Genomic DNA, 22,931 nt, shown 5'->3' with positions numbered 1-22,931 from the left:
GGCGCCATCACACCTTCACGCACCCGAGCCCGCCGAGTCCAGCGGCGCCGTCCGATTCTGCCCCAACCGCGCGACGGCTCCACCCGAGCACCCGACGTCGGGCTGCCCGCCGGAGGCGGACCCCGCCGGGTCAGCCGGGCGGGGCACACGAACAGCCGATCACGACCGGCCCCGGGGCCAGGTCAGGGCCGCCCGGCGGGCCGCCGGCCAGGCCGACCGTCAGGACCGCCCGGCGGGGGAAGGGCCGGCGACGGCGGGCACGGCGTCCGCGGCCGGCAGGGTCACCGTCACCTCCAGGCCACCGCCGGGCTGCGCGAACACCCGCACCGTGCCGCCGTGCGCGTCGCAGACCGCCCGGACGATGGACAGGCCCAACCCGGAGCCCCGCGCCCCGGTGCGTTCCTGCCCGCCCCGGCGGAACGGCTCGAACAGGCCCGGCACGTCGCCCGGGCTGACCTCGAAGCCGGTGTTGGCGACCACCAGCCAGGACGTGCAGCCGTCCGTGCCGGTGCGCACCGTGATCCGGCCGTGCAGGTGGTTGTAGCGCACCGCGTTCTCGATCAGGTTGCCGGCCAGCCGGTCCAGCAGACCGGGATCGCCCACCACCGGCGCGGGCTCCAGCGACGTCTGCACCCGCAGCCCGATCCGCTCCACCTCCCGGCGCACGGCCGACAACGCGTTGGCGGTGCCGGCGGCCAGGTCGCACTCGGTGCGCCGGCCCAGCCGCCGCCCCGCCTGGGCCTCGCTGCGGGCCAGCACCAGCAGGGCGTCGACCAGACCGTTGGCCCGTTCCGAGGCGTCGCGGACCACGGTGGCCATCCGGCGGTACTCGGCGGCGTCCGCCTCGTCGTCGCTGAGCGTCACGTCGATCTCGGTCCGCATCACCGCGAGGGGGGTACGCAGCTCGTGCGAGGCGTTGGCGACGAACCGCTTCTGCGCCTCGAACGCGGCGGCGATCCGGTCCAGCATCGCGTCGAACGTCTTGGCCAGCTCCGCCACCTCGTCGTCCGCCCCGGACCAGCCGATCCGCTGGTCGAGGGTGGCCTCGCCGAGGCGCTGGGCGGTCGCGGTGACCTGGTGCAGCGGGCGCAGCGCCCGGCCCGCCACCGCGTACGCGCCGGCCACCCCGACCACGCTGATCGCCAGCAGCGCCAGCAGGCCCTTGACCAGCAGCTCCCGGGACGCGGCGTCGACGAGCTGCCGCTGCCACTCCCCCGCGTCCAGGGACCGGCCGTCGGCCAGCAGCACGGTGGTGCCGGGCAGCAGCTCGTCGGTGGGGCGCAGCGCGTCGCGGACCAGCAGCCAGGCCAGCAGCACCAGGATCGTCCCGGCGCCCACCAGCAGCACCCCGTTGAGCAGCGTGAGGCGCAGCCGCAGTGTCGGCCGCAGGCGGACGCTCACGACAGCCCCTCGGCGGTGCGGTAGCCGGCGCCGACCACCGTCTCGATCAGCGGCGGGTCGCCGAGCTTGCGGCGCAGCGTCATCACGGTCACCCGGACGATGGTGGTGAACGGGTCGGTGTTGGCGTCCCAGACCCGCTCCAGCAGCTCCTCGCTGGAGACGACGGCGCCGCGCGCCTTGAGCAGCTCGGCCAGCACCCCGAACTCCTTGTTGGTCAGGTCGACCGCCGCACCGCCCCGCGTCACCACCCGGCGGGCCGGGTCGAGCACCAGGTCGGCGACGGCCAGCACGGGCGGGGCGGCCGGGGTGGCCCGCCGGCCCAGCGCCTGCACCCGGGCGACGAGTTCGTCGAAGGCGAACGGCTTGGGCAGGTAGTCGTCCGCGCCGAGCTGCAGCCCCTCGACCCGGTCGGCGACGGTGCCGCTGGCGGTGAGCATGAGCACCCGGGTCAACGTGCCGGAGGCGGCCAGCTCGGCGCAGATCTGGTCGCCGTGGATGCCGGGCAGGTCCCGATCCAGCACCACCACGTCGTACCGGGTGACGAACGCCATCTCGTGGCCGCTGTCGCCGTCGTAGGCGACGTCGACGGCCATGCCGCGCTTGCGCAGCCCGCGCGCGATCGCGTCGGCGAGGTTGCGCTCGTCCTCGACCACCAACACCCGCATACCCGCCTCCTCGCCGGCCGACCTCCCGACAACCTAGTGCCGGCCACCAAACCAGCGTGGCACCCGGCCCGGCCGGGCGTTCGGGCGGGCAGCCGCCAGGCGGGGAGCACCGGGCGGGGAGGACCGTCAGGCGGGCAGCCGCCACCAGCCGTACGTGCCGGACTGCCGGCGGCAGACGATGTCGCGGCCGTCGGCGGCGCAGTCCCCCGCCGCGCCGGGCAGCACGTCGCGCAGCCGGACCGCCGCCCCCGCCAGGTCCAGCTCGGCGACGACCAGGCCGCCGCCGTCGCGGTCGGGCCGGGTGCCGTAGTACGGCCCGTCCGGGGTGCGGCTGAACGCCAGGTCCCAGCGCCCCAGGTCGGCGACCTCCCGCCCGGTCGCGGCGTCCAGCACGCCGAGGTGGCTGGTCGTGCCGCCCGCCTGGTCGTCGGCGATCGCCAGGAGCCGGTCGCCGCGCACCGCGACGACGGTCTGCCAGCGGGGGTTCGTCCACCGGACCCCACCGGTCGCCGGGTCCAGCCCGGACAGTCCGGAGCCCCGGTACGCGACGGCGCAGAGCACCGCTCCACACGCCCCCGCGTAGCCGAAGCTCGGCCGCTCCACCGCCCAGCGCCGGTCCAGCCCGGCGAGCCCGTACGCGGTCACCCGCCGGACCTCGCCCTCCTCCTCGTCCTGTTCGGAGGCCAGCAGCAGGTCACCGGCGACCTCGACCTGCAGGCTCCCCTGCCAGCCGCCGGGCGGCGCGGCGAGGCCCGCCCGCACCGCCCCGGAGACCGCGTCGCGCAGCTCGATCCCGCCGGCGGCGGTGACCAGCGCCACCTGCTCGGCCGCCCCGTCCGCGTCGCGGTCGTCGAAGGCCGCCCAACCCAGGTGACCCGGCACCGACCACCGGACGCGGCCCGACGTCGGGTCCACCGACCGCAGCTCGCCCCGCTCGACGTCGTCGCCGAGGAGCAGCAGCCCCCCGCCGGCCGCGAGCGCCGGGTAGCCGGCCTGCTGCCAGCGCCGCTCGCCGGTCGCCGCGTCCACGGCGATGGTCTCCACCCCGTCCGGCTGGTAGTCGACGAGCAGGGCGACGCCGTCCCGCTCCTGCACGCCGACCAGTCGACCGGTGCTCGCCACGGCCATGTGCCACAGCGTCCGGATGCCGGCCCCCGCCCCGGCGGGCGTCCCGTGGGCGGTCACCTCGCGGGACCCGCCGCTGCCCACCTCCGGGGCCAGCACGTAGACCCGGCCGCCGAGGACGACGACCTGGGAGCCCAGCTGGCCGCCGAGCACCGCCGACGCGGGGCGCGCCACGGGCGCCGACGAGGCCAGGACGAACAGCGCGAGCACGCCGGCCAGCGCCACCCGTAACGGCCGGCCCACCGCCCGGGGCGGCCGGGGCGCGGGCTCCGGCTCCCGGTCGCCGCGCACCTCGCCGAGGTCGATCAGCGTCACCCTCGCTCCTTCCCGGGCCGTGGCCGGCGCTCCGGCGGCGCGTCCTCCCGGGCCGCCGCGGGGCGCACCGGCCGACCGGGACCGCGCGCACGCGCCTGTACGATGGCGCGTCGTGGCCGTGCCGGTGGTAGACCCCTCGCTGAACTCCGACTCCGCACCCGTCGACTCCGCACCCGTCGAAACGCGGGCCGAGTCGACCGGGCCCGGGGCGGCGGGCACAGGCACACCCCGCCGGCCCCGCTGGCGGCCGGCCCGCGCCGACCTGCTGGCCATCGGAGCGTACGTGCTCCTCGGCGTCCTCGTGTGCCTCAACTACTGGGGCGACGTCGAGCACCGCGTGTCGTCGCACCTGCCGACCGACCACAGCTGGTTCGAGTGGCTCTTCGCCCACGGCGCGTACTCCGTGCAGCACCTGGAGAACCCGTTGTTCTCCACCCGCCAGAACGCCCCGGACGGGGTGAACATGATGGCGAACACGTCGCTGCTCGGCGCGACCCTGCCACTGGCGCCGGTGACGCTGCTGTTCGGCCCGCAGGTGACGTACGCCCTCTACCTGGGCGGGGCGCTCGCGGCGACGGCGGCCACCTCGTACTGGATGCTGTCGCGGCACCTGGTGCGCTCGCGCGCGGCGGCGTTCCTCGGCGGCGCGTTCCTCGGCTTCGCGCCCGGCATCGTGCACCACGCCAACGGACAGCCGAACTTCGTCTCCAACTACCTGCTGCCGCTGATCGTGGCGCGGGTGCTGCTGCTGGGCGCGGCGGGGCGCAGCTGGCGGCGCGACGGGGTGGTGCTGGGTCTGCTGGTGGCGTACCAGATCTTCATCAACGAGGAGATGCTGCTGCTCACGGCGCTGGCCTGCCTGGTGGTCGTGCTGGCGTACGCGGCGCAGCGGCCCCGGGCGGCGTGGGCCCGCGCCCGCGGTTTCGGATCCGCGCTCGGCCTCGGCGGCGCGCTGGCGCTGCTGCTCACGGCGTACCCGATCTGGTTCCAGTTCAACGGCCCGCAGTCCTACCGGGGGTTGCAGGGCGGGGTGTTCCACAACTGGGGCGAGGACCTGGTGGCCTTCGTCACGTTCGCCCGGGACACCGTGGCCGGCGACGAGGCGGTGGAGAAGACCATCGGCCTCACCGAGCAGAACACCTGGTTCGGCTGGCCGCTGGTGCTGGTGGCGCTGGTCGCGCTGGCGCTGCTGGTGCGCCGGTCGCTGGCCGCCCGGATCGTCGCCGTGCTGGTGGTCGTGTTCACCGTCGCCTCGATCGGCCCGGTGGTGCGCTTCGACGGGGCGGAGACCACGATCGACGGGCCGTGGGCGTACATCCCGGACGACCTGCCGCTGGTGGAGATGATGATGCCCACCCGGCTGGCCCTGGTGGTGGCCGCCGCCGTCGGCGTGCTGCTCGCCCTGGCCTGGGACGCGCTGGCCCGCACCGCGCCGGCCGGGACCGGGACCGAGGCCGGGACCGCCGGCCGGGCGGGCCGCTGGCTGCGCCCCGTCGGGTACGCGGCGCTCGCGCTCGCCGTGCTGCCGCTGGTCCCCCGCCCGCTGCCCGCCGAGCGGATCGACCCGCCGCCGCACTTCATCACCTCCGGCGGCTGGCGGCCGTACGTCCCGGCGGGCCGGACCCTGGTGCCGGTGCCGATCCCGAGCAACGTGCACGGCCTGCCCACGCTGCGCTGGAGCGCCCTGACCGGGCACGAGTTCCCCATTCCCGGCGGCTACTTCATCGGGCCGAACCCCGACGGCGAGGGCGTCTTCGGCGCCCCGAACCGGCCGACCAGCACCCTCATCTACTCCACGATGGACGCCGGCGTCGTGCCGCCGCTGACCGAGGAGAACCGCCGGCAGGCCGCCGACGACCTGCGCTACTGGAAGGCGTCCGTGGTCGTCCTCGGCGCGCATCCCCGCGAGGCGGTCCTGCGCGAGCTGATGACCGCCCTGCTCGGCCCGCCGCAGCGCGTCGACGACGTCTGGCTCTGGCCGGTGTAGAAGGAGCGGGCGTCAGCCCACCAGGGGGCGCACGTCCCACACCCATGCGCCGTCGACCTCGCGCCCCGGGCCGACGAGCGCGTCGACGGTGCGGCGGACCGCCTCGCCCCGGTGCAGCCCGCCCTGCACCAGCACCGCCGCCCGCCAGTGGCGCAGGTCCGCCACCGCCTGCCGGCGGTCCGCGTCGGTCACCACCGCCACCTCGCCGGTCTCGGCCGCCCGGCGCAGCAGCGCCGCCGTCGGGCGGTCGGGCGCGCCCCAGTGGGCGGTCGGGTCGGCGGCGGCGCCCGGGCCGATGAAGTAGCCGCCCGGCGCGGTGAAGGCCAGCCCGGTGCGGGCCGACCAGAACGTCGCCGGGCTCACCCCCGCGCCGGTCACCGGCGGCACCGGCACGAGGGTCCGCCCGGTCGGCACGTACGCCCGCCAGCCGCCGTCGGCCACGAACGCCGGCACCGGCCACGTCGGCACGGTCCGGATCGGCGTGGGGGCCAGCGGGAGCAGCGCGGCGGCCACGGCCCCGCCCCAGAGCAGCCGCACCGGCACCCCCGGCCGGTCGCCGGCCGTTGCCGCCCCGGAGCCCAGGGCGAGCGCCCGGTCCAGCGAGAGGGCGACCAGCACCCCCAGCACCGGCACGCAGATCAGGGCGAACCGGGCCGGCACCACGAGGTCGAGCAGCGGCACCCCGGCCAGCAGCCGGTACGGCCCGGGCAGCCCGGTCGACGCGCCGTCGACCCGCACGGTGTCGCCGAGGGAGAACAGCGCGGCGAGCAGCCCGACGGCGGCGAGGGCCCGCACCAGCGGCCGACGCCACAGCCAGACCACGACCACCACGGCGAGCACCAGCAGGCCCGGCCCGAAGAACGAGTTCTCCTCGGTGGGGTTCGGCGAGAGCAGTCCGGGCACGTACCCGTCGCCGAGGACCGTCTGCCGGGCCGACGCGGTGAACGAGGCCGCGTCGAGCTGGAAGCCCCGCGCGTGGAAGGGCATCCCCCGGTAGTGCTGCGGGCCGAGGAACTGGAACCACAGCGGATACGCCAGCAGCGCCCCCGCCACCAGCGCGCCCACGCCGAGCCGGCCGAGGAGGGCGGGTGCCAGCCGGCGGGCCGCCGCCCGGTCGGCGAGGGCGTACGCCACGGCGAACACCCCGGCGGCGAGCGCCAGGAAGACGAGCAGCTCCTCGCCGACGAAGACCTGATACGCCACGAGCAGCCCGAGCGCCACCCCGTGCCGGCGGACCCGGTCGGTGCCGGGCCGGAACACCAGCGCCAGGATCGGCGGCACCAGGAACTGGGCGGCCATGTGCAGGTGCGCCCCGGCCTGGGCCACCATGCCGGGGGCGAAGCCGCAGACGAGGCCGCCGACGGCGGCGGCGACGCGGGAGCCGACCAGCCGGCGGGCCAGCAGGACGTACCAGGCGGTGGCGGTGCCCGCCAGGCTGACCACGACCGCCACGAGGAAGGCCGCCTGCGTGCCGAACAGCAGCGTCACCGGGGCCAGCGGCACGCCCAGCCCGAGCACCGACGTGTTGGCCATCAGGTTCACCCCGTCCGGGGCGTTCAGGGCCGCGCTGTGCAGCGGATTCTCCCCGGCGGTGACCGCGCGGGCCGCCCGGGCGAGCATCCACTCGAACAACATCTGGTCGTTGTCCTGGTGGAACAGCCGGTCGGGCCGGCCCCACTGGCGGCTGGTGAGCAGCACCGCCAGGCCGAGGTAGCCGGCGGCGACGGCGGCGTCGACGCTGCGTACCCGCCGGGGCCGGACGGCGACCGGCGGCGGGCCCGGCTGCCGCCGCCCGCCCGGCGCGACGTCGGCGGCGGGCGCGGCCATCAGGCCGACGGGCCGGTCAGGGTCCGCACGTCCCAGACCCAGACGTCCAGCTCGCGGCGCGCCGGGCCGACCAGGTCCTCGACGGTACGCCGCAGCGGCTCGGCGTTGTGCTGGCCGACCGGGAGCACCAGGATCGCGGCCCGCCAGTGCCGCAGCTCGTCCAGCGAGCGGCGGCGCTGGCGGTCGTCGAGCTTCGGGGTGCGGCCGGTGCTGGCCACGTCCTCCAGCAGCTCGCCGACGCCGCTGGGGCGCCCGCCGAACCGGCCGGGGTCGCCGGTGTTGCCGTTGCGCGGGGCGAGGAAGTAGCCGCCCGGGATCTTGAAGTCGAGGTTGGTGGTGGCGGCCCACCGCATCCCGTGCGTGTTGCCCATGCTCGGCACCGGGATCGGCACGAGGGTCTGGTCGGGGCCGACGTAGTCACGCCACCGGTCGGCGGTGATGAACTTCGGCACCGGCGGGCGGGAGGTGACCTTCAGCGGCATCGGCGCGATCGGCAGCAGCGCCATGACCAGCGCGGCCACCCCGAGGGTACGCATCGTGCGGGCCTCGGCCGTGCGCAGCGCCCAGACCCGCTCGACGGCCACGGCGAGCAGCACCCCCACCACCACGGTAGTGATCATGCCGAACCGGGTGGGCACGACGGCGTCGAGCAGCGGCAGCCGCACCAGGAACTCCCAGGGGCCGGTGAACAGCTCCCGGTCCCACCAGGACACCCGCTCGCCGAGGGAGAGCAGCGCGAAGAACGCGCCGGTCGCGGCGAGGGCGCGGACGATCGGCTCGCGGCGCAGCCAGAGCACGATGCCGACGGCGATGAGGGCGAGGCTCCAGCCGAGGAAGGCGTTCTCCTCTGAGTAGTTCGGCGCGAGGTTGACGTTGGCGCGCTCGTTGCCGCCGAGGGTGGGCGAGCCGGGGGCGAAGAACGCGGCGATGTCGTTGCCGTAGTCGCGGACGGCGTCGCTGAGCCCGTGGTATGCCATCGGCCCGGCGAACTGCACGTAGAGCGGGTACGCCAGCAGCGACCCGGCCAGCACGGTGCACACCGCCACGGCGACGCCCAGGGGCCGCCACGCGGACGACCACAGCCCCGGCCGCTGCACCAGCACGGCGATCAGGAACACCCCGCAGGCCATCGCCGTGAAGAGCAGGATCTCCTCGTTGATGAACGCCTGCACGGTGACCAGCAGCGCCAGCAGCGCCCCGTCGCGGACCGGCCGCTTCGAGCGGGTGATCACCAGCACCCGCCAGACGATGAACGGCAGCAGGAACTGGCTGATGATGTTCGGGTGCCAGTTGGCGTGCGAGAGCATCGCCGGGGAGAACCCGCAGAACCAGCCGCCCACGGCGGCGGCGAGCGGGTTGCGCACGACGTGCCGGGACAGCACCCGGTACCAGGCGGCGGCGGTGCCGGCGAGGCCGCAGGTGACCAGCACCACAAAGGAGACGGCGGGCCCGAACAGCAGGGTCACCGGCACCATCGGGATGCCCAGCGCCAGGACGGCCGTGTTGGCCATCAGGTTGACCCCGTCGGGGTAGTTGAACTGGTCGGTGTAGAACGGGAACTCGCCGTGCAGCACCACCCGCACGGAGTGGGCGAGGAAGAACTGCACCTGGGCGGGGTCGCTGCTGTAGAGCGAGGCGACCCGGCCGGCGGGGTCGACCCAGATCTGGCTGGTCACCCAGAGCGCGGCGAGCAGGAAGAGGCCGTAGACGGCGAGGTCGCGCCGCCGGGGCGTCCACCGCCAGCGCCGCCGGCTGCGGGACCCGGCGGATCCGGCCGGGGCCACGGCGGTCGCGGTCGAGGAGGGGGCTGCGGCGGCGGGCTGCGGGGCTCCGGCGGGCGGCGGGGCGGCTGCGGGCTCCGCGCCGGCCGGGGGCTCGACGGTCGGAGGTTCGACGGTCAGGGGCTCGGCAGGAGTCACAGTCGGCGGAGTCTACCGGAGGCGGGGCCGCGCCCGACAATCACCGTTGCGTCCCTTGTGGGCGGTCGGCGCGCGGCTCGCGGCCGGGGATCGAGGTGCCGGTTCGCGGCCGGCCGCCGTCTCGTACCATGTGGGGCGCAACACGACCGGCGACGCGATCGGGGGCGTAACAGGTGGCTTCAGCGCGCCGGCACGGCGGGACGGCCACCGCGCTGCTCGCCCTCCTGCTGACCGCGACGGCCTGCGGACCGGTCGCCGACCGCAAGCCCGACGCCCTCCCGGTGGGCTACGACAGCCTGGACGGCACGCTGCGGGTGTGGCCGGCACGGGGCAGCCTGGCCGGCGACGCGGCGGCGACGGCGGCGGTGACCGACGCGGTCCGGGCCTGGCGGACGCCGGTCGACGACCGGGCGCACCTGCCCTCCTCGGGGATCCTGTGGTCCGGCGAGGCCGACGGCACGCCGCTGGCCCTGGTGGCCGCCGACGTCCCCGGCGAGAGCGCCTCCTGGCTGCTGCAGCTGAAGCGCGACGGCAACCGCTACGTGGTCGACCGGGCCAGCGAATACACCGACCCCGGCTACCTCGTCTACTCCGACGTGCTGCCCGTGCAGACCAGCGCCGGGCGTCGCTACCTGCTCTCGGAGCGGGTGGAGCGGCTGCTCGGCCCGAAGGGCCGGGCCCTGGTCACCCGCGACGGGCTGACCGACCCGGTGGACGTGCCGGCCTGCCAGGCGGTGCCGCTGACCGCGACGCTGCGGGCCACCAGCTCGCTGCCGCGCGGCCGGGCCGCCGACCGCCTGCTCGACCTGGGTACGGCCACCACGGACCCCCGCTACCCCCTGGTGCGGGACGAGACGGGCTCGGGCCGGCGGGCGCTGGACGACCTGGACACCTGCGAGCTGGCCGACGAGCGGGGCCCGTTCGGCAGCATCCCGCGCCGCATCGGCGACCGGGACGCGCCCCGCGCCGTGCCGGAGTCGTGGCCGAGGGGCAAGGTGAGCGTGCGCGCGCTCGGCGAGGTGGCCCTCGGCGGGGGCGACCCGGCCGACCTGGAGCAGCTGAGCTGGGAGACCGGCACGGGGACGATGACGGCCGTCGTCTACCGCCCGGCGGCCGGCGACCCGGTGTTCTCGCCGGCCGACCGGGCCAACACGTTGCAGGCGTACGTGCTGCCGGTGCCGGGGCAGCCGCTGGTGGTGCTGAGCTGGCGGGCCAACCGCTACACGTCGCTGTCGGTGCCCCCGGGCACGCCCCGGCTGGTCGACCGGCCGGGGCTGGTGGTGGTGCCGCAGCCGACGAGCAAGGCGACGTTCAGCCTGGCCGGCGCGGAGAAGACCTACTACCGCTCGGTCGGCGGCCGCTAACCCGCCCCCGGCCGGGGCCGGTTGGCGACGCGGCCCCACCGCGACACGCGGCCCCACGGCGGGCAGAGGAGAAGGGGCCCCTTGCACTCAGTTGGGCAGGCGGACCGGCTCGGCCTGCTGCTCGTCGAGGCGGGAGATCCAGCCGGTGACGTCGCGGGCCACGTCCTGGGCGGTGAGGCCCAGGTCGGCGAGGATCTGCGCGCGGGTGCCGTGCGGGTGCCAGTCGGCCGGCACCCCCAGGTCCCGCAGCGGCACCCGGACGTCGGCGTCCCGCATCGCCTGGGCGAGGGCGTCGCCGACGCCGCCGACGCGCACGCCGTCCTCGACGGTGACGACGAGCCGGTGGCCGGCGGCCAGCTCGACCAGCTCGGCGGGGACCGGGCGCACCCAGCGCGGGTCGACCACCGTCACCCCGTAGCCCTGCTCGGCGACCCGGGCGGCGACCTCCATGCCGAGGTGGCCGAACGAGCCGACCGCGACCAGCAGCACGTCGGCGCGGTCCGCCTCGGCCAGCACGTCGACCGGGCCGACCCGGCGCACGGCCGGCAGGTCGGCGGCGACGGTGCCGGTCGGGAACCGCACCACGGTGGGGCCGTCGTCCACGGCGATCGCCTCGCGCAGCTCCTCGCGCAGCGTCGCGGCGTCCCGGGGGGCGGCGATGCGCAGGCCCGGCACCACCCCGAAGACGGACATGTCCCAGATGCCGTAGTGACTCGGCCCGTCCGGGCCGGTGATCCCGGCCCGGTCCAGCACGAACGTCACCGGCAGCCTGTGCATCGCCACGTCCAGCAGGACCTGGTCGAACGCCCGGTTGAGGAACGTCGCGTAGACCGCCACCACGGGGTGCAGCCCACCGAGGGCCAGCCCGGCCGCCGAGGTGGCGGCGTGCTGCTCGGCGATGCCGACGTCGTAGACCCGGTCGGGGTGCTTGCGGGCCAGCTTGGCGATCCCGGTCGGCTCGGCCATCGCGGCGGTGATGCCCACCACGTCGGGCCGGGCGTCGGCGATCGCGACCAGCTCGTCGGCGAAGACGTGCGTCCACTTCACCGACGGCGCGGCGACCAGCTTGCCGGTCTCCACGTCGAACGCGCCGCCGGGGCCGTGCAGGCAGTCGGCCTCGTCCTCCTCCGCCGGCCGGTAGCCGTAGCCCTTGCGGGTCACCGCGTGCACGATCACCGGGCCGCCGAAGTGCTTCGCCGCCCGCAGCGCCGACTCGACCGCCGCCAGGTCGTGGCCGTCGACCGGGCCGACGTACTTGATGCCCAGGTCCTCGAACATGGCCTGCGGGGCGACCGCGTCCTTGATGCCCTTCTTGACGGCGTGCAGCACCTCGTACATGGGGCGGCCGACCAGCGGCGTCGAGCCGAGGGCGTCCTTGACGGTGTCGAGGACCTTCTCGTAGCCGGGGTTGAGCCGCAGCGACGACAGGTGGTCGGCGAGGCCGCCGATGGTCGGCGCGTACGACCGGCCGTTGTCGTTGACCACGATCACCAGGGGGTTGCCGGAGGTGGCGATGTTGTTCAGCGCCTCCCAGCACATGCCGCCGGTCAGCGCCCCGTCGCCGACGACGGCCACCACCGACCGCGACTCGCCGCGCAGCGCGTACGCCTTGGCCAGCCCGTCGGCGTAGGACAGGGCGGTGGAGGCGTGCGAGTTCTCGATCAGGTCGTGCTCGCTCTCGGCCTGGCTCGGGTAGCCCGAGAGGCCGCCGCGCTGGCGCAGCTTGTCGAAGCCGTCCTGCCGGCCGGTGAGGATCTTGTGTACGTACGCCTGGTGGCCGGTGTCGAACAGGAGCCGGTCCCGGGGGGAGTCGAAGACCCGGTGCATCGCCAGTGTCAGCTCCACCACACCCAGGTTGGGGCCGACGTGCCCGCCGGTGCGGGAGACCTTGGCGATCAGGAAGTCACGGATCTCGGCGGCGAGGATGTCCAGCTGCTCGGCGGTCATCCGCTTCACGTCCTGCGGACCCCGCACCGTGGCCAGCAGCCGGCCGTGGTTGGCCGTGTCCTCTTCAGCACTCATGAGCGAAGAGTCTATCGGCCGCCCGGTAGTCCGCAGCCTGGCCGGTGAACGACCCCGCTGACCGGGTGCGCAGTCAGGAGACGATCACCAGGCGTCGCGGCGGGGCGACCGGCGGGGCGTGCCGGTCCGGCCCGGCCGGCGTCCAGGAGCCCAGCACGGCCGCCTCGCGGGCCCCGGTCACCGACGGGACCGCCCCCGGCAGGCCGTGCCAGGACAGCCAGCCGAGCAGGGCGAACGCGTACGCCTCCTTGGCCTGGGCCGGCACCCCCAGCTCGTCGCTGGCCCGCAGCCGCCACCGGCCCGCGCCCAGGGCGGCCAGCCGGCCCCACAGGGTCCGGTTGCGCACCCCGCCCCCGGCGGCGACCACCTCGGCCACCTGATGCCGGTCGCAGGCGGCGGCCACCGTCCGGGCGGTCAGCTCCGTCAGCGTGGCCAGCACGTCGTCGGCGGCCACGGGCTCGCCGAGCGCGGCGAGCCGGTCGTCGAGGTACCCGGCGTGGAACAGCTCCTTGCCGGTGGACTTGGGCGGCGGCGCGGCGTAGTAGGGCTCGGCGAGCAGCAGCTCCAGCAGCCCGGGGTGCACCCGGCCGGCCGCCGCCCGGGCCCCGTCGAGGTCGCAGGGGCGGCCGAGGAACCGCCGGGCCGCCGCGTCGAGCAGCGCGTTGGCCGGGCCCACGTCGTACCCGAGGGTCGGCGCGCCCGGGGCGACGACGGTGAGGTTGGCGATGCCGCCCAGGTTGAGCGCCGCCCGGGGCGGGCCGGACCGGCCGCCCAGCAGCAGCGCGTCGAACGCCGGCACCAGGGGCGCGCCCTGCCCGCCCGCGGCGACGTCGGCGGCGCGCAGGTCCGACAGCACCGGTACGCCCACCCGCGCGGCCACCCGGGCCGGCGCGCCGAGCTGGAGGGTGCCGCGCACGGTGCCGCCGTCGACCCAGTGGAAGACGGTCTGCCCCGGCGAGACGACCGCGTCGACCCGCCCGCCGGCCAGCTCCACGCCGCGCGCCGCCGCGTCGGCGAACACCTCGCCGAGCCGGTTGTCCAGCCGGCAGACCGCCTCGATGGTGGTCGGGTGCGGCGGCAGCACGGCCTGGATCTGCGCCCGCAGCCCCTCGTCGTGATCGAGGCCGACGTGGCCGAGCGGCCGCAGCCGCAGGTCGTCCCCGTCGACGGCGAACTCGGCGGCGACGACGTCCACCCCGTCGTACGACGTCCCCGACATCAACCCCACGATCCGCATGTAGGAAGGGCCCCCTGTCAACGCTTTCGGTAAAGGAAGGGCCCCCTGCAATCACCCGGCGCCGAGCGCCGGGCGCCGGTCACCGACCGGGTCGCAGGAGGCCGACCAGCTCGACGTGCTGGGTCATCGGGAACAGGTCGAAGCCGCGCAGCGCCGCCAGCTCCCAGCCGGCCTCGGCGAAGGTGCGCACGTCCCGGGCGAAGGCGGCCGGGTCGCAGGCCACGTACGCCACGGCGCGCGGGCCGGCCGCGACCACGTCCCGCACCACCCGCGCGCCCGCCCCGCTGCGCGGCGGGTCCAGCACCACCAGGTCCACCGGGCCGGTGATCCGGCGGCGGGCCAGGGCGGTCTCCACCCGGGCCGCCACCACCTCGACCCCGGGCAGGTCCCGCAGGTTGTCCCGGGCGGCGGCGACGCCCTCGCCGGCGGACTCGACGACGGTGACCCGGGCGGCCGGGCCGACCCGGGCGGCCACGGCGGCGGCGAACAGCCCCGCCCCGCCGTAGAGGTCCCAGGCCGACTCGCCCGGCTGCGGGTCGAGCAGGTCGAGCACCGCGCCGACCAGGGTGTCGGCCGCCGCCGGGTGCACCTGCCAGAAGCCGGACGCCGGCAGCGTCCACTCCCGGCCGGCGGCCACCTCCCGGACGGTCTGCGGGCCGTCGATGGACGGGACGGCCACGGAGCCGTCGGGAGGCAGGGCGGTGACGGTGACGTCGCCGCCGGTGGAGGCGACCGCCTCCACCGCCTCGGCGGCCGGCCAGGGCCGCCCCAGCACCGGCAACGCCTGGATCGCCGGGTGGGCGATGAGGCAGCGGTCGACCGGCACCACCTCGTGCGAGCGGTGCTTGAGCAGCCCGGCCCGGCCGGCGGCGTCGACCGCGTACCGGACCCGGGAGCGCCAGCCGAGCGGCCCGCCGGGCAGCGCCGCGACCCGGACCCCGAGCCGGTCGATCTCCGCGTCGGCGAGACCGGCGAGGCGGCGCAGCTGCTCGCGGACCACCGCGGCCTTCCAGTCGAGCTGGGCCGCAGGCGCGACGTGCTGCAGGTCGCAGCCGCCGCACAGACCCGGTTTCGCGTACGGGCAGGGCGGCGCGACCCGCTGCGGCGCGGCGTCGAGCACCGTCACCGCGTCGGCGCGGACGAACCCGCGGTGCACCTCGGTGACCTCGGCCACCACCCGCTCGCCGGGCAGCGCGTGCCGGACGAAGACCACCTGCCCGTCGACCCGGGCCACGCAGTGCCCGCCGGGGGCGACGGCGTCGACGGTCAGCTCGACCCGCTCGGCCTCCTCCAGCCCGCGCCGCTCGCCGTCGGCCGGTCCGGCACCCGCGCGGGAGGCGTCCACGCTTGGCCGGGTCATCGCCGGTCCCCCTCGGTCGGGCCGTGCTCGCCGGGCGGGGCGGAGACCACCGGCGGCACCGGTGGGGGCAGGGTGCTGCGCGGGGCGACCCGGGGGCCGCGTGCCGGTCCCCGGCTCAGCGTCGCGTCGAGCCGGTCGAGGTTCTTGCCGGCGGTGGAGGCGAGCTGCCACGGCACGCTGGTGACCATGACACCCGGCTCGAACAGCAGCCGCCCCTTGAGGCGCAGCGCGCTCTGGTTGTGCAACAGGTTCTCCCACCAGCGTCCGACGACGTACTCGGGAATGAAGACCGTGACCACGTCGCGCGGCGACTCCCGGCGGGTGTTGGCCACGAAGTCGAGGATCGGCCGGGTGATCTCCCGGTACGGCGAGTCGACCACGGTCAGCGGCACCGGCAGCTCCCGCCGCTCCCATTCGGCCTGGAGGTCCCGGGTGTCCTTCTCGTCCACGTTCACCGTCACCGCGGTGAGCGTGTCCGGCCGGGTGGCGCGGGCGTACGCGATGGCCCGCAGCGTCGGCTGGTGCAGCTTGCTGACCAGCACGATGGCGTGGTTGCGGGCGGGCAGCACGCCCCGGACCTCGGTCGGCTCCAGCTCGGCGGCGACCCGGTCGTAGTGCCGCCGGATGGCCAGCATCAGCACGTAGAGCACCGCCATCGCGGCGATGGCGATCCACGCGCCGAGCAGGAACTTGGTGATCAGCACGATGACCAGCACCGCGGCGGTCATCACCATGCCGAAGGCGTTGATGGCCCGGGACCGGATCATCCGGCGGCGGGCCTGCGGGTCCCGCTCGGTGCGCAGGTGCCGGTTCCAGTGCCGGATCATGCCGGCCTGGGAGAGGGTGAACGAGACGAAGACGCCGACGATGTAGAGCTGGATGAGCCGCGTCACCTCGGCCTGGAAGCCGACGATGAGCACGATCGCGGCCACGGCGAGGAAGACGATGCCGTTGGAGAACGCCAGCCGGTCGCCCCGGGTGTGCAGCTGCCGGGGCAGGTAGCGGTCCTGGGCGAGGATGCTGCCGAGCACCGGGAAGCCGTTGAACGCGGTGTTGGCGGCGAGGAAGAGGATCAGCGCGGTCATCCCGGCGACCACGTAGAGCAGCACCGACCCGGAGCCGAAGACCGTCTCGCCGAGCTGGGCGGTGACGGTCTTCTGCACGTACCCGTCGGGGCCGGAGAGGATCTGCAGCTCGGGGTCCTCGACGAACTGGAGGCCGGTGAGCCGGGCCAGCCAGATGATGCCGACGAGCATGCTCACCGCGATGGTGCCGAGCAGCAGCAGGGTGGTGGCGGCGTTGCGGCTCTTCGGGGCCTTGAACGCGGGCACCCCGTTGGAGATCGCCTCCACGCCGGTGAGCGCGGCGCAGCCGGAGGAGAAGGTCCGCAGCAGCAGGAAGACCAGGGCGAACCCGGTGACGCTGTGCTCGGCCTGGATCTCCAGGCCGGCGCTGGGCGCGCGCAGGTCGTGGCCGAGCACGAAGTACCGGACCAGGCCGGTGACGATCATGCCGCCGATGACGATCACGAAGCCGTACGTCGGGATGGCGAACGCGGTGCCGGACTCGCGCAGGCCGCGCAGGTTCATCGCGGTGAGCAGCACCACCGCGCTGACGGCGATGAGCACCTTGTGGGTGGCCACGAACGGCACCACCGACCCCAGGTTGGCCACGCCGGAGGAGACCGACACGGCCACGGTGAGCACGTAGTCGACCAGCAGCGCGCTGGCCACCGCGAGGCCGGCCCGGGGGCCGAGGTTGACGGTCGCCACCTCGTAGTCGCCGCCCCCGGAGGGGTAGGCGTGCACGTTCTGCCGGTAGCTGGCCACCACCGTGAGCATCACCACCACCACGGCGAGGGCGATCCACGGCGAGAAGAGAAACGCCGACGCGCCCGCGATGGAGAGCGTCAGCAGGATCTCGTCGGGGGCGTACGCGACGCTGGAGAGGGCGTCGGAGGCGAAGACCGGCAGCGCGATGCGCTTCGGCAGGAGGGTGTGCTGGAGCCGGTCGGACCGGAACGGTCGACCGACGAGCAGCCGCTTCAGCAGCGAGGTGGGACTGGCCACAAGCGCTAAGGGTACGACCACGGTTCCGTGGTCGCCCGGGGGTGGCGGAGCGGGAGGTTCGACCGGGCGGGGTACCGTCGTCCCCCGCTGGTAACCCCGACGTGGCAGGCTCGCAGTCGAGGGGTCGACGGCGGACGGGTGCGCGCACCTTGGGAGGGACACGTGCATGTCGTGATCATGGGCTGCGGCCGGGTCGGGTCGACCCTGGCCCAGAGCCTGGAGTCCCGGGGGCACTCGGTGGCGGTGATCGACCAGGACGCCGACGCGTTCCGCCGGCTCAGCCCGGACTTCGCGGGCATCACGGTGACCGGCGCGGGCTTCGACGGCGAGGTGCTCCGGCAGGCCGGAATCGAGCGGGCCGACGCCTTCGCGGCGGTCTCCAGCGGCGACAACTCCAACATCATCTCGGCCCGGCTGGCCCGCGAGACGTTCGGCGTCTCCCGGGTCGCCGCGCGCATCTACGACCAGCGCCGGGCCCAGGTCTACGAGCGGCTGGGCATCCCGACCGTGGCCACCGTGCGGTGGACGGCCGACCGGATGCTGCGCCACCTGGTGCCCGAGGGCAACGTGGAGATCTTCCGCGATCCGACCAGCACCGTCTCGATCGTCGAGGTGCCGGTGCACAAGGACTGGATCGGCCGGCCGCTGCGGGCGCTGGAGGAGGCGAGCGGGGCGCGGGTGGCGTACCTGATCCGCTTCGGCATCGGCACCCTGCCCACCGGCTCCACCGCCGTGCAGGAGGGCGACCAGGTCTTCATGCTGGTCACCGACGACATCGTGGCGTCGGCGACCTCGGTGGCGGGCAGCCCGCCGGAAGGAGCGCACTGAGCATGCGGATCGCCATCGCCGGCGCCGGCAACGTGGGCCGCTCGATCGCGCAGGAGCTGATCGACAACGGCCACCAGGTGATGCTGATCGAGCGCCAGCCCCGGATGCTGCGGCCCGACCGGGTGCCGGCGGCCGAGTGGGTGCTCGCCGACGCCTGCGAGCTGGCCAGCCTGGAGGAGGCCAACGTCGCCGGCTGCGACGTGGTGGTCGCGGCGACCGGGGACGACAAGGTCAACCTGGTGGTGTCGCTGCTGGCCAAGACCGAGTTCGCGGTGCCCCGGGTGGTGGCCCGGGTCAACCGGGCCGAGAACGAGTGGCTGTTCACCGAGCAGTGGGGCGTCGACGTCGCGGTGAGCAAGCCGCGGGTGATGGCGGCCCTGGTCGAGGAGGCAGTGACCGTCGGCGACCTGGTGCGGCTGATGACGTTCCGGCAGGGCGAGGCGAACCTGGTGGAGATCACCCTGCCGCCGACCGCGCCGTACGTGGGGCAGCCGATCCACGCCGTGCCGATCCCCCGCGACGCCGCCCTGGTGGCCATCCTGCGCGGCAAGCGGGTGCTGGTGCCCAGCCCGGACGACCCGATCGAGGCCGGCGACGAGCTGATCTTCGTGTGCACGGCGGAGGTGGAGGACGACGTCCGCGCGGTGATCCTCGGCACGGACAGCATCGAGCGGACCCGCGGCGCGGGCTGAGCCTGGTGGCCGGGCGACGCCGCCGGTGCGGGCGGGCGCAGGTGCCCGGTGCCGCCGCCCGGCAGGATCAGCCGCCGGGCAGGGGCTCCGGGGCCGCCGTCGGGTCCTGCCCCGCCGCCCGCTCGCGCGTCACCCGGCGCACCGTCCAGACCGTGATCAGCAGCAGCAGCGCGTACGGCGGGTAGCCCAGCGCCAGCCGGGCCACGCCGAGCGCGGTGTCCTGGTGGGCGAGGTAGAGCCCGGCCTGCACGCCGACCTTGGCCAGCCACACCACGCCCCACAGGACGGTGAGCTGGGTGAAGGTCCGCACGAGGCGCGGGTCGTCCCGCCACTCGGAGCGCCCCTTGGCCACCAGCACCGACCAGATCCAGCCCACGAGAGGCTGCTTGACCGCGGCCGAGACCAGCAGGGCCAGCCCGTAGCCGATGCCGTAGAGGATGCCGGGGAGGTAGAAGTCACGCTCGTCGCCGGTGCGCCAGGCGATGGCCGCGCCGATGCCGATGCCGAACAGGCCGTTGACCGCGTGCCGCACCGGCCGGCGCTGGACCAGCCGCAGCGCGGCGATGAGCAGCGCCACGGACACCGAGGCGATGACGGCGGGGCGCAGCTCGCCGACGACGTTGGCGACGACGAAGACGACCACCGGGATGCTCGACTCGACCAGCCCGCGCCAGCCGCCGAGCTGGTCGGCCATCTGCTCGGCGAGGGTCGGCAGCGGCGCCTCGTCCTCCGGCCCGGTGCCGGGCTCGGCCGCCCGCTGGGCTCCGGTGGTCATCGCGGCCCTCCCGTCGGGGGCGTGCGGGTCGTCACTTCGGCGGCTCCAACTCGTAGTACGGGTTGTAGATGACCTTGCGGTCGTCGCGCACCGCCACCCGGCCCCTGGCCGTCAGGTGCCGGCCCGGCTCGATGCCGGCGATGTGCCGCCGCCCGAGCCAGACCAGGGTCACCACGTCGCTGCCATCATATAGATCGGCTTCGAGGGTGGGGAGGTTCGTCCGGGGGGTGTAGACGACCGTGCGCAGCCGGCCGTTGACGCAGACGACCTGGCCCCGCGCGCACTGCCGGGCCGGCACGCCGCCGGACTCGGCGCTCTCCCGGCGCAGCTCCTGCGCCTCGATCTCGGCCTCGCTCGCGGTGAGCCGGTGCAGCAGCCGCCGGAACGAGACCCGGCCGCCCTCCTCGGTCGTCATGACCGCGTCAACCTCTCCTCCGCCGGCAGGCCGCGCCGGCACCGGTGCGGCCTGCGTGGGCGAGGCCGTCCTGCCAGCGTACGCCGGCCGGCGCGGGGTCGGGACCGGCGGCCCGCCCCGGGCCGGCCCGGCGACGGTACGCCGACGGCGGGCCCGGGTGGGCCGGTCGGTGCCCCGCTCAGGCCTCGACGGGCGGGGCGGCCTGATCGGCGACCTCGCGCGGCAGGCGCAGCGGCAGCGGCTCGCGCACCGGCTTGGCCTCCTGACCGCGGTCGACGACCAGCCCGTCCAGGCACTCGCGCAGCGGGCCGGCGGCGGCCGGGTCGGTCGCGGCGGCGCCCTGGTAGACGCCGCGCACCATCCAGCGCGGACCGTCGATCCCGACGAACCGCAGGTCGGTCAGGCCGTCCGGGGTGCGCACCCGGGCGTGCAGCTCCGGGCCGTACTCGCCCTGCACCTCCTGGGCCGCCGCGCCGTCGTTGAACAGCGACTGCCGGATCTCCTCGCGCACCTCGTCCCAGATGCCCTCGGAGCGGGGCGCGGCGAAGACGCCGAGCTGCAGGGCGCTCTGCCCGTGCACCAGCACGACCTGCTGGATCACGCCCTCCGGGTCGGCCTGCACCCGCACCTCCACGTCGGCCACCGCCGGGATGTGCAGGCTGCCCAGGTCGAGCCGCTGCACCCCGTCGGGGGCCTCGGAGACGTCGTACGGGCCGCGCGCCGGCGCCTCGGCGGTCGCGCCGTCGACGGCCTCGGCGGGCCGCTCGTCACGGGCCTGCCGACCGTCACCGGCCCGCTTTCGGGAGAAGATCACTGCACCCACCCTCCGCTGTTCGCACTCACCCTGCCACCTCTTCCGGCTGCCCGCCGGCCCGGTCCGCCGGCGGCGGGACGAGCCCGGCGTGCCCGCCGGTCGAGCCGTGCCCGCCGACGCCCCGCCGGGACGGCGGCAGCTCGGCCACCGGCCGGAAATCGGCCCGCGCCACCCGCTGGACAACGAGTTGCGCGATCCGATCGCCACGGGCGATCTTCGCCGGTGTCTCCCGATCATGATTGATCAGGTTGACGAGGATCTCACCCCGGTAGCCGGCGTCGACCGTACCGGGCGCGTTGAGCACCGTCACGCCGAGCCTGGCCGCCAGGCCCGACCGGGGGTGCACCAGACCCACGTACCCCTCCGGGAGGGCGATCGCCAGGCCGGTCGGGACCAGGGCCCGGCCGCCGGGGGGCAGTTCCACGTCCGCGGCGGCCACCAGGTCCGCCCCGGCGTCGCCGGGATGGGAGTACGCCGGCAGCGGCAGCTGCGGGTCGAGCCGCCGCACGGGCACGGGTACGTCGTCGGTCACGGTCTGCCTCTTCCGTCCGGTTCACGGGGTGCCCTGTCATCCTGCCGGGTCGACCGGCCGTCGCGCGCCGTACCCTGGCAGGAGTGAGCCGATCGCCCGCCCCCACGCCCGCCACGACCGCCACCACGTACACGGAGCGGCTCAGCCTGCCGTGGTGGCTCTGGCTGGCCGGGCCGGCCCTCGGCGGCTTCCTCGCGCTGGAGCTGTGGCTGGGCGCGGGCGGCCTGCGCGCCTGGCTGCCGTTCGTGGTGCTGCTGCCGGCGACGGTGGCCGCCCTGTGGTGGCTGGGCCGCGTCCGGGTCGCCGTGGCCGACGGCGAGCTGCGGGTGGACGACGCCCGCCTGCCCGTGCGCTTCGTGGCCGACGCCGTCCCGTTGGACGCCGCCGGCCGCCGCGAGGTGCTCGGCGTCGGGGCGGACCCGCTCGCGTTCGTGGTGCAGCGCCCCTGGATCGCCGGGGCGGTGCAGGTGGTGTTGGACGACCCGGCCGACCCCACCCCGTTCTGGGTGGTCAGCACCCGCGACCCGGTACGCCTGGCCGCCGCGCTCCTCGCCGCCCGCGATGCCGGCCCGTCGTCGCCGGCCTGAACCCGCCCGCGACGCCCGCTGAGGCGCCCGCGCGCACCCGCCTCGGCGGTCAGGGCAGGGCGGGCGGCGGGCCGGGCAGCTCGCGCCGCTGCCGCCCGAGGTCCTTGCGGAGCTGCTCGCCGAGGGACCGGGTGGCCCGCCGGTTGAGATAGCTGGCGACCGCCGCCCCGGTGAGGAACGGGCCGAGCGTGGTCAGGTTGCGGCCGAAGCGCTTGAGCAGGGTGTCCCGCAGCTCCTTGCGGGCCGCCGTGCCGAGCACCGCGCCGACGCCCACCCCGGGCATCATCGGGTTGATCCCCCGCTGGCTGGCCCAGGACTGCACCACGGCCACCGTCCGCTGGGTGCCGGCGGTGGGCAGCGGGGCACCGTACACCTCGTGCAGCTCGCCGATCAGCTTCAGCTCGACGGCCACCACGGCGACCGTCTCGGCGGCCAGCAGCACCGGCGCGGAGAGCAGCGTCGGCGCGACCGCCCACTCGACGGCCGCGACTCCCCCGCCGGCCGCGCCGATCGCGGCGGTCGTCCGGGCGGCGTTGCGGACCAGCCGGTCGGCGAGGGCCTCGTCGTCCAGGCCGGGAAAGTGCCGGCGCAGGGTGGCCAGGTCCCGGATCGGCACGTGCGGGGCGACGTCGGCGACCGCGTCGGTCATCCAGCGGACGGCGGCGCGCGGCTTGAACAGGTCGGCGAGGCCCCGGCCACGGACCTGGCCGACCAGCCGGGTCAGCAGCTGCCGCCGGCGGGCCGGCTCGACGTCGTCGGCGGTCAGCGCGGCGACCGTCGCGCCCAGTTCCTCCCCCGCGCCGGTGCCGCCCGGCCGGGCGGCCTCGGACCCGGTGCGGGCGCTGTCCGGCTGCGCAGGCTCGGTGCGGGCGCTGCCCGCCTGCGCGGGCTCGGACCCGGTGCGGCTGTCGCCCGGCGGGGCGGGCTCCGGCCCGCCGGTGCCGTCGGTGGCGGGCCGCCCGCCGTCGTCGCTGCGCTCGACCATGCGTCGACCTCC

General features: G+C 75.8%; 19 protein-coding genes. 5 read left to right on the top strand and 14 right to left on the bottom strand.

What is annotated here, in order from left to right:
• Positions 1-219: 219 nt before the first annotated feature.
• The 3 genes from LPU61_RS04380 to LPU61_RS04370 form a co-directional block, all read right to left on the bottom strand.
• Complete coding sequence (locus LPU61_RS04380) at positions 220-1,401, bottom strand: cell wall metabolism sensor histidine kinase WalK (protein ID WP_229404189.1); 1,182 nt, start codon at positions 1,399-1,401, stop codon at positions 220-222.
• A complete protein-coding gene (locus LPU61_RS04375; protein ID WP_043962528.1) occupies positions 1,398-2,066 on the bottom strand; it encodes a response regulator transcription factor in 669 nt (222 codons plus the stop codon). The genes LPU61_RS04380 and LPU61_RS04375 overlap by 4 nt, the downstream gene beginning before the upstream one ends.
• A 126-nt stretch (positions 2,067-2,192) precedes the next feature.
• Positions 2,193-3,506 carry a PQQ-binding-like beta-propeller repeat protein gene (locus tag LPU61_RS04370; protein ID WP_043962527.1) on the bottom strand — a complete coding sequence of 438 codons (1,314 nt, stop codon included), beginning with the start codon at positions 3,504-3,506 and terminating at the stop codon, positions 2,193-2,195.
• 112 nt (positions 3,507-3,618) lie between these two features.
• Here LPU61_RS04370 and LPU61_RS04365 point away from each other — a divergent pair, with 112 nt between their 5' ends.
• The gene (locus LPU61_RS04365) at positions 3,619-5,493 is read left to right on the top strand and encodes a hypothetical protein (RefSeq protein ID WP_229404188.1); all 1,875 of its coding nucleotides are present in this window, start codon (positions 3,619-3,621) and stop codon (positions 5,491-5,493) included.
• Positions 5,494-5,505: 12 nt separating this feature from the next.
• Here LPU61_RS04365 and LPU61_RS04360 read toward each other — a convergent pair whose 3' ends face one another.
• Together LPU61_RS04360 and LPU61_RS04355 are read right to left on the bottom strand one after the other, a co-directional pair.
• The gene (locus LPU61_RS04360) at positions 5,506-7,320 is read right to left on the bottom strand and encodes a hypothetical protein (RefSeq protein ID WP_229404187.1); all 1,815 of its coding nucleotides are present in this window, start codon (positions 7,318-7,320) and stop codon (positions 5,506-5,508) included.
• Positions 7,320-9,239 (bottom strand): hypothetical protein, encoded by a 1,920-nt coding sequence (locus LPU61_RS04355; protein WP_043962524.1) that lies wholly within the window; start codon positions 9,237-9,239, stop codon positions 7,320-7,322. Before LPU61_RS04355 ends, LPU61_RS04360 begins: the two co-directional genes overlap by 1 nt.
• A 173-nt stretch (positions 9,240-9,412) precedes the next feature.
• Here LPU61_RS04355 and LPU61_RS04350 point away from each other — a divergent pair, with 173 nt between their 5' ends.
• Complete coding sequence (locus tag LPU61_RS04350) at positions 9,413-10,603, top strand: hypothetical protein (protein ID WP_229404186.1); 1,191 nt, start codon at positions 9,413-9,415, stop codon at positions 10,601-10,603.
• Between the two features lie 87 nt (positions 10,604-10,690).
• On the opposite strand, the gene dxs is transcribed toward LPU61_RS04350, so the two are convergent.
• The 4 genes from dxs to LPU61_RS04330 all read right to left on the bottom strand — a co-directional run bounded on the left by dxs (position 10,691) and on the right by LPU61_RS04330 (position 17,291).
• Entirely contained in the window at positions 10,691-12,625 is a 1,935-nt protein-coding gene (dxs, locus tag LPU61_RS04345; protein ID WP_043962522.1) for a 1-deoxy-D-xylulose-5-phosphate synthase, read from the bottom strand.
• Between the two features lie 73 nt (positions 12,626-12,698).
• Positions 12,699-13,862: an anhydro-N-acetylmuramic acid kinase gene (locus LPU61_RS04340; RefSeq protein ID WP_255699881.1), complete on the bottom strand. Its 1,164-nt coding sequence runs from the start codon at positions 13,860-13,862 to the stop codon at positions 12,699-12,701.
• A 79-nt stretch (positions 13,863-13,941) separates the two neighbouring features.
• On the bottom strand, positions 13,942-15,222 hold the full coding sequence (locus tag LPU61_RS04335) for a class I SAM-dependent RNA methyltransferase (RefSeq protein ID WP_082106239.1): 1,281 nt from the start codon (positions 15,220-15,222) through the stop codon (positions 13,942-13,944).
• Entirely contained in the window at positions 15,219-17,291 is a 2,073-nt protein-coding gene (locus LPU61_RS04330) for an APC family permease (RefSeq protein ID WP_043962520.1), read from the bottom strand. The genes LPU61_RS04335 and LPU61_RS04330 overlap by 4 nt, the downstream gene beginning before the upstream one ends.
• Positions 17,292-17,453: 162 nt before the next feature.
• On the opposite strand from LPU61_RS04330, the gene LPU61_RS04325 reads away from it, so the two are divergent.
• Together LPU61_RS04325 and LPU61_RS04320 are read left to right on the top strand one after the other, a co-directional pair.
• Positions 17,454-18,119 (top strand): TrkA family potassium uptake protein, encoded by a 666-nt coding sequence (locus tag LPU61_RS04325; protein ID WP_043962519.1) that lies wholly within the window; start codon positions 17,454-17,456, stop codon positions 18,117-18,119.
• Between the two features lie 2 nt (positions 18,120-18,121).
• On the top strand, positions 18,122-18,811 hold the full coding sequence (locus LPU61_RS04320) for a TrkA family potassium uptake protein (RefSeq protein ID WP_043962518.1): 690 nt from the start codon (positions 18,122-18,124) through the stop codon (positions 18,809-18,811).
• Positions 18,812-18,878: 67 nt separating this feature from the next.
• Here the strand turns inward: LPU61_RS04320 and LPU61_RS04315 are convergent, their stop codons facing one another.
• The 4 genes from LPU61_RS04315 to dut form a co-directional block, all read right to left on the bottom strand.
• Positions 18,879-19,586, bottom strand: coding sequence for a DUF3159 domain-containing protein (locus LPU61_RS04315; RefSeq protein WP_043962517.1), 708 nt, complete (start codon positions 19,584-19,586; stop codon positions 18,879-18,881).
• Between the two features lie 31 nt (positions 19,587-19,617).
• Positions 19,618-20,001 carry an OB-fold nucleic acid binding domain-containing protein gene (locus LPU61_RS04310; protein WP_043962516.1) on the bottom strand — a complete coding sequence of 128 codons (384 nt, stop codon included), beginning with the start codon at positions 19,999-20,001 and terminating at the stop codon, positions 19,618-19,620.
• A 178-nt stretch (positions 20,002-20,179) separates the two neighbouring features.
• Positions 20,180-20,815 carry a DUF3710 domain-containing protein gene (locus tag LPU61_RS04305; RefSeq protein WP_043962515.1) on the bottom strand — a complete coding sequence of 212 codons (636 nt, stop codon included), beginning with the start codon at positions 20,813-20,815 and terminating at the stop codon, positions 20,180-20,182.
• A gap of 25 nt (positions 20,816-20,840) precedes the next feature.
• Positions 20,841-21,347, bottom strand: a complete 507-nt coding sequence (dut, locus tag LPU61_RS04300; protein WP_043962514.1) for a dUTP diphosphatase — start codon at positions 21,345-21,347, stop codon at positions 20,841-20,843.
• An 83-nt stretch (positions 21,348-21,430) separates the two neighbouring features.
• Here dut and LPU61_RS04295 point away from each other — a divergent pair, with 83 nt between their 5' ends.
• Positions 21,431-21,934, top strand: coding sequence for a DUF3093 domain-containing protein (locus LPU61_RS04295; RefSeq protein ID WP_043962513.1), 504 nt, complete (start codon positions 21,431-21,433; stop codon positions 21,932-21,934).
• A 49-nt stretch (positions 21,935-21,983) separates the two neighbouring features.
• Here the strand turns inward: LPU61_RS04295 and LPU61_RS04290 are convergent, their stop codons facing one another.
• A complete protein-coding gene (locus tag LPU61_RS04290; RefSeq protein WP_229404184.1) occupies positions 21,984-22,919 on the bottom strand; it encodes a hypothetical protein in 936 nt (311 codons plus the stop codon).
• Positions 22,920-22,931: the final 12 nt, after the last annotated feature.

It is taken from the genome of Micromonospora sp. NBRC 110038, from assembly GCF_020884815.1.
In the GTDB taxonomy this organism is placed as follows: Bacteria; Actinomycetota; Actinomycetes; order Mycobacteriales; family Micromonosporaceae; genus Micromonospora; species Micromonospora haikouensis.
This window is presented reverse-complemented; position numbering and strand designations above follow the sequence as displayed.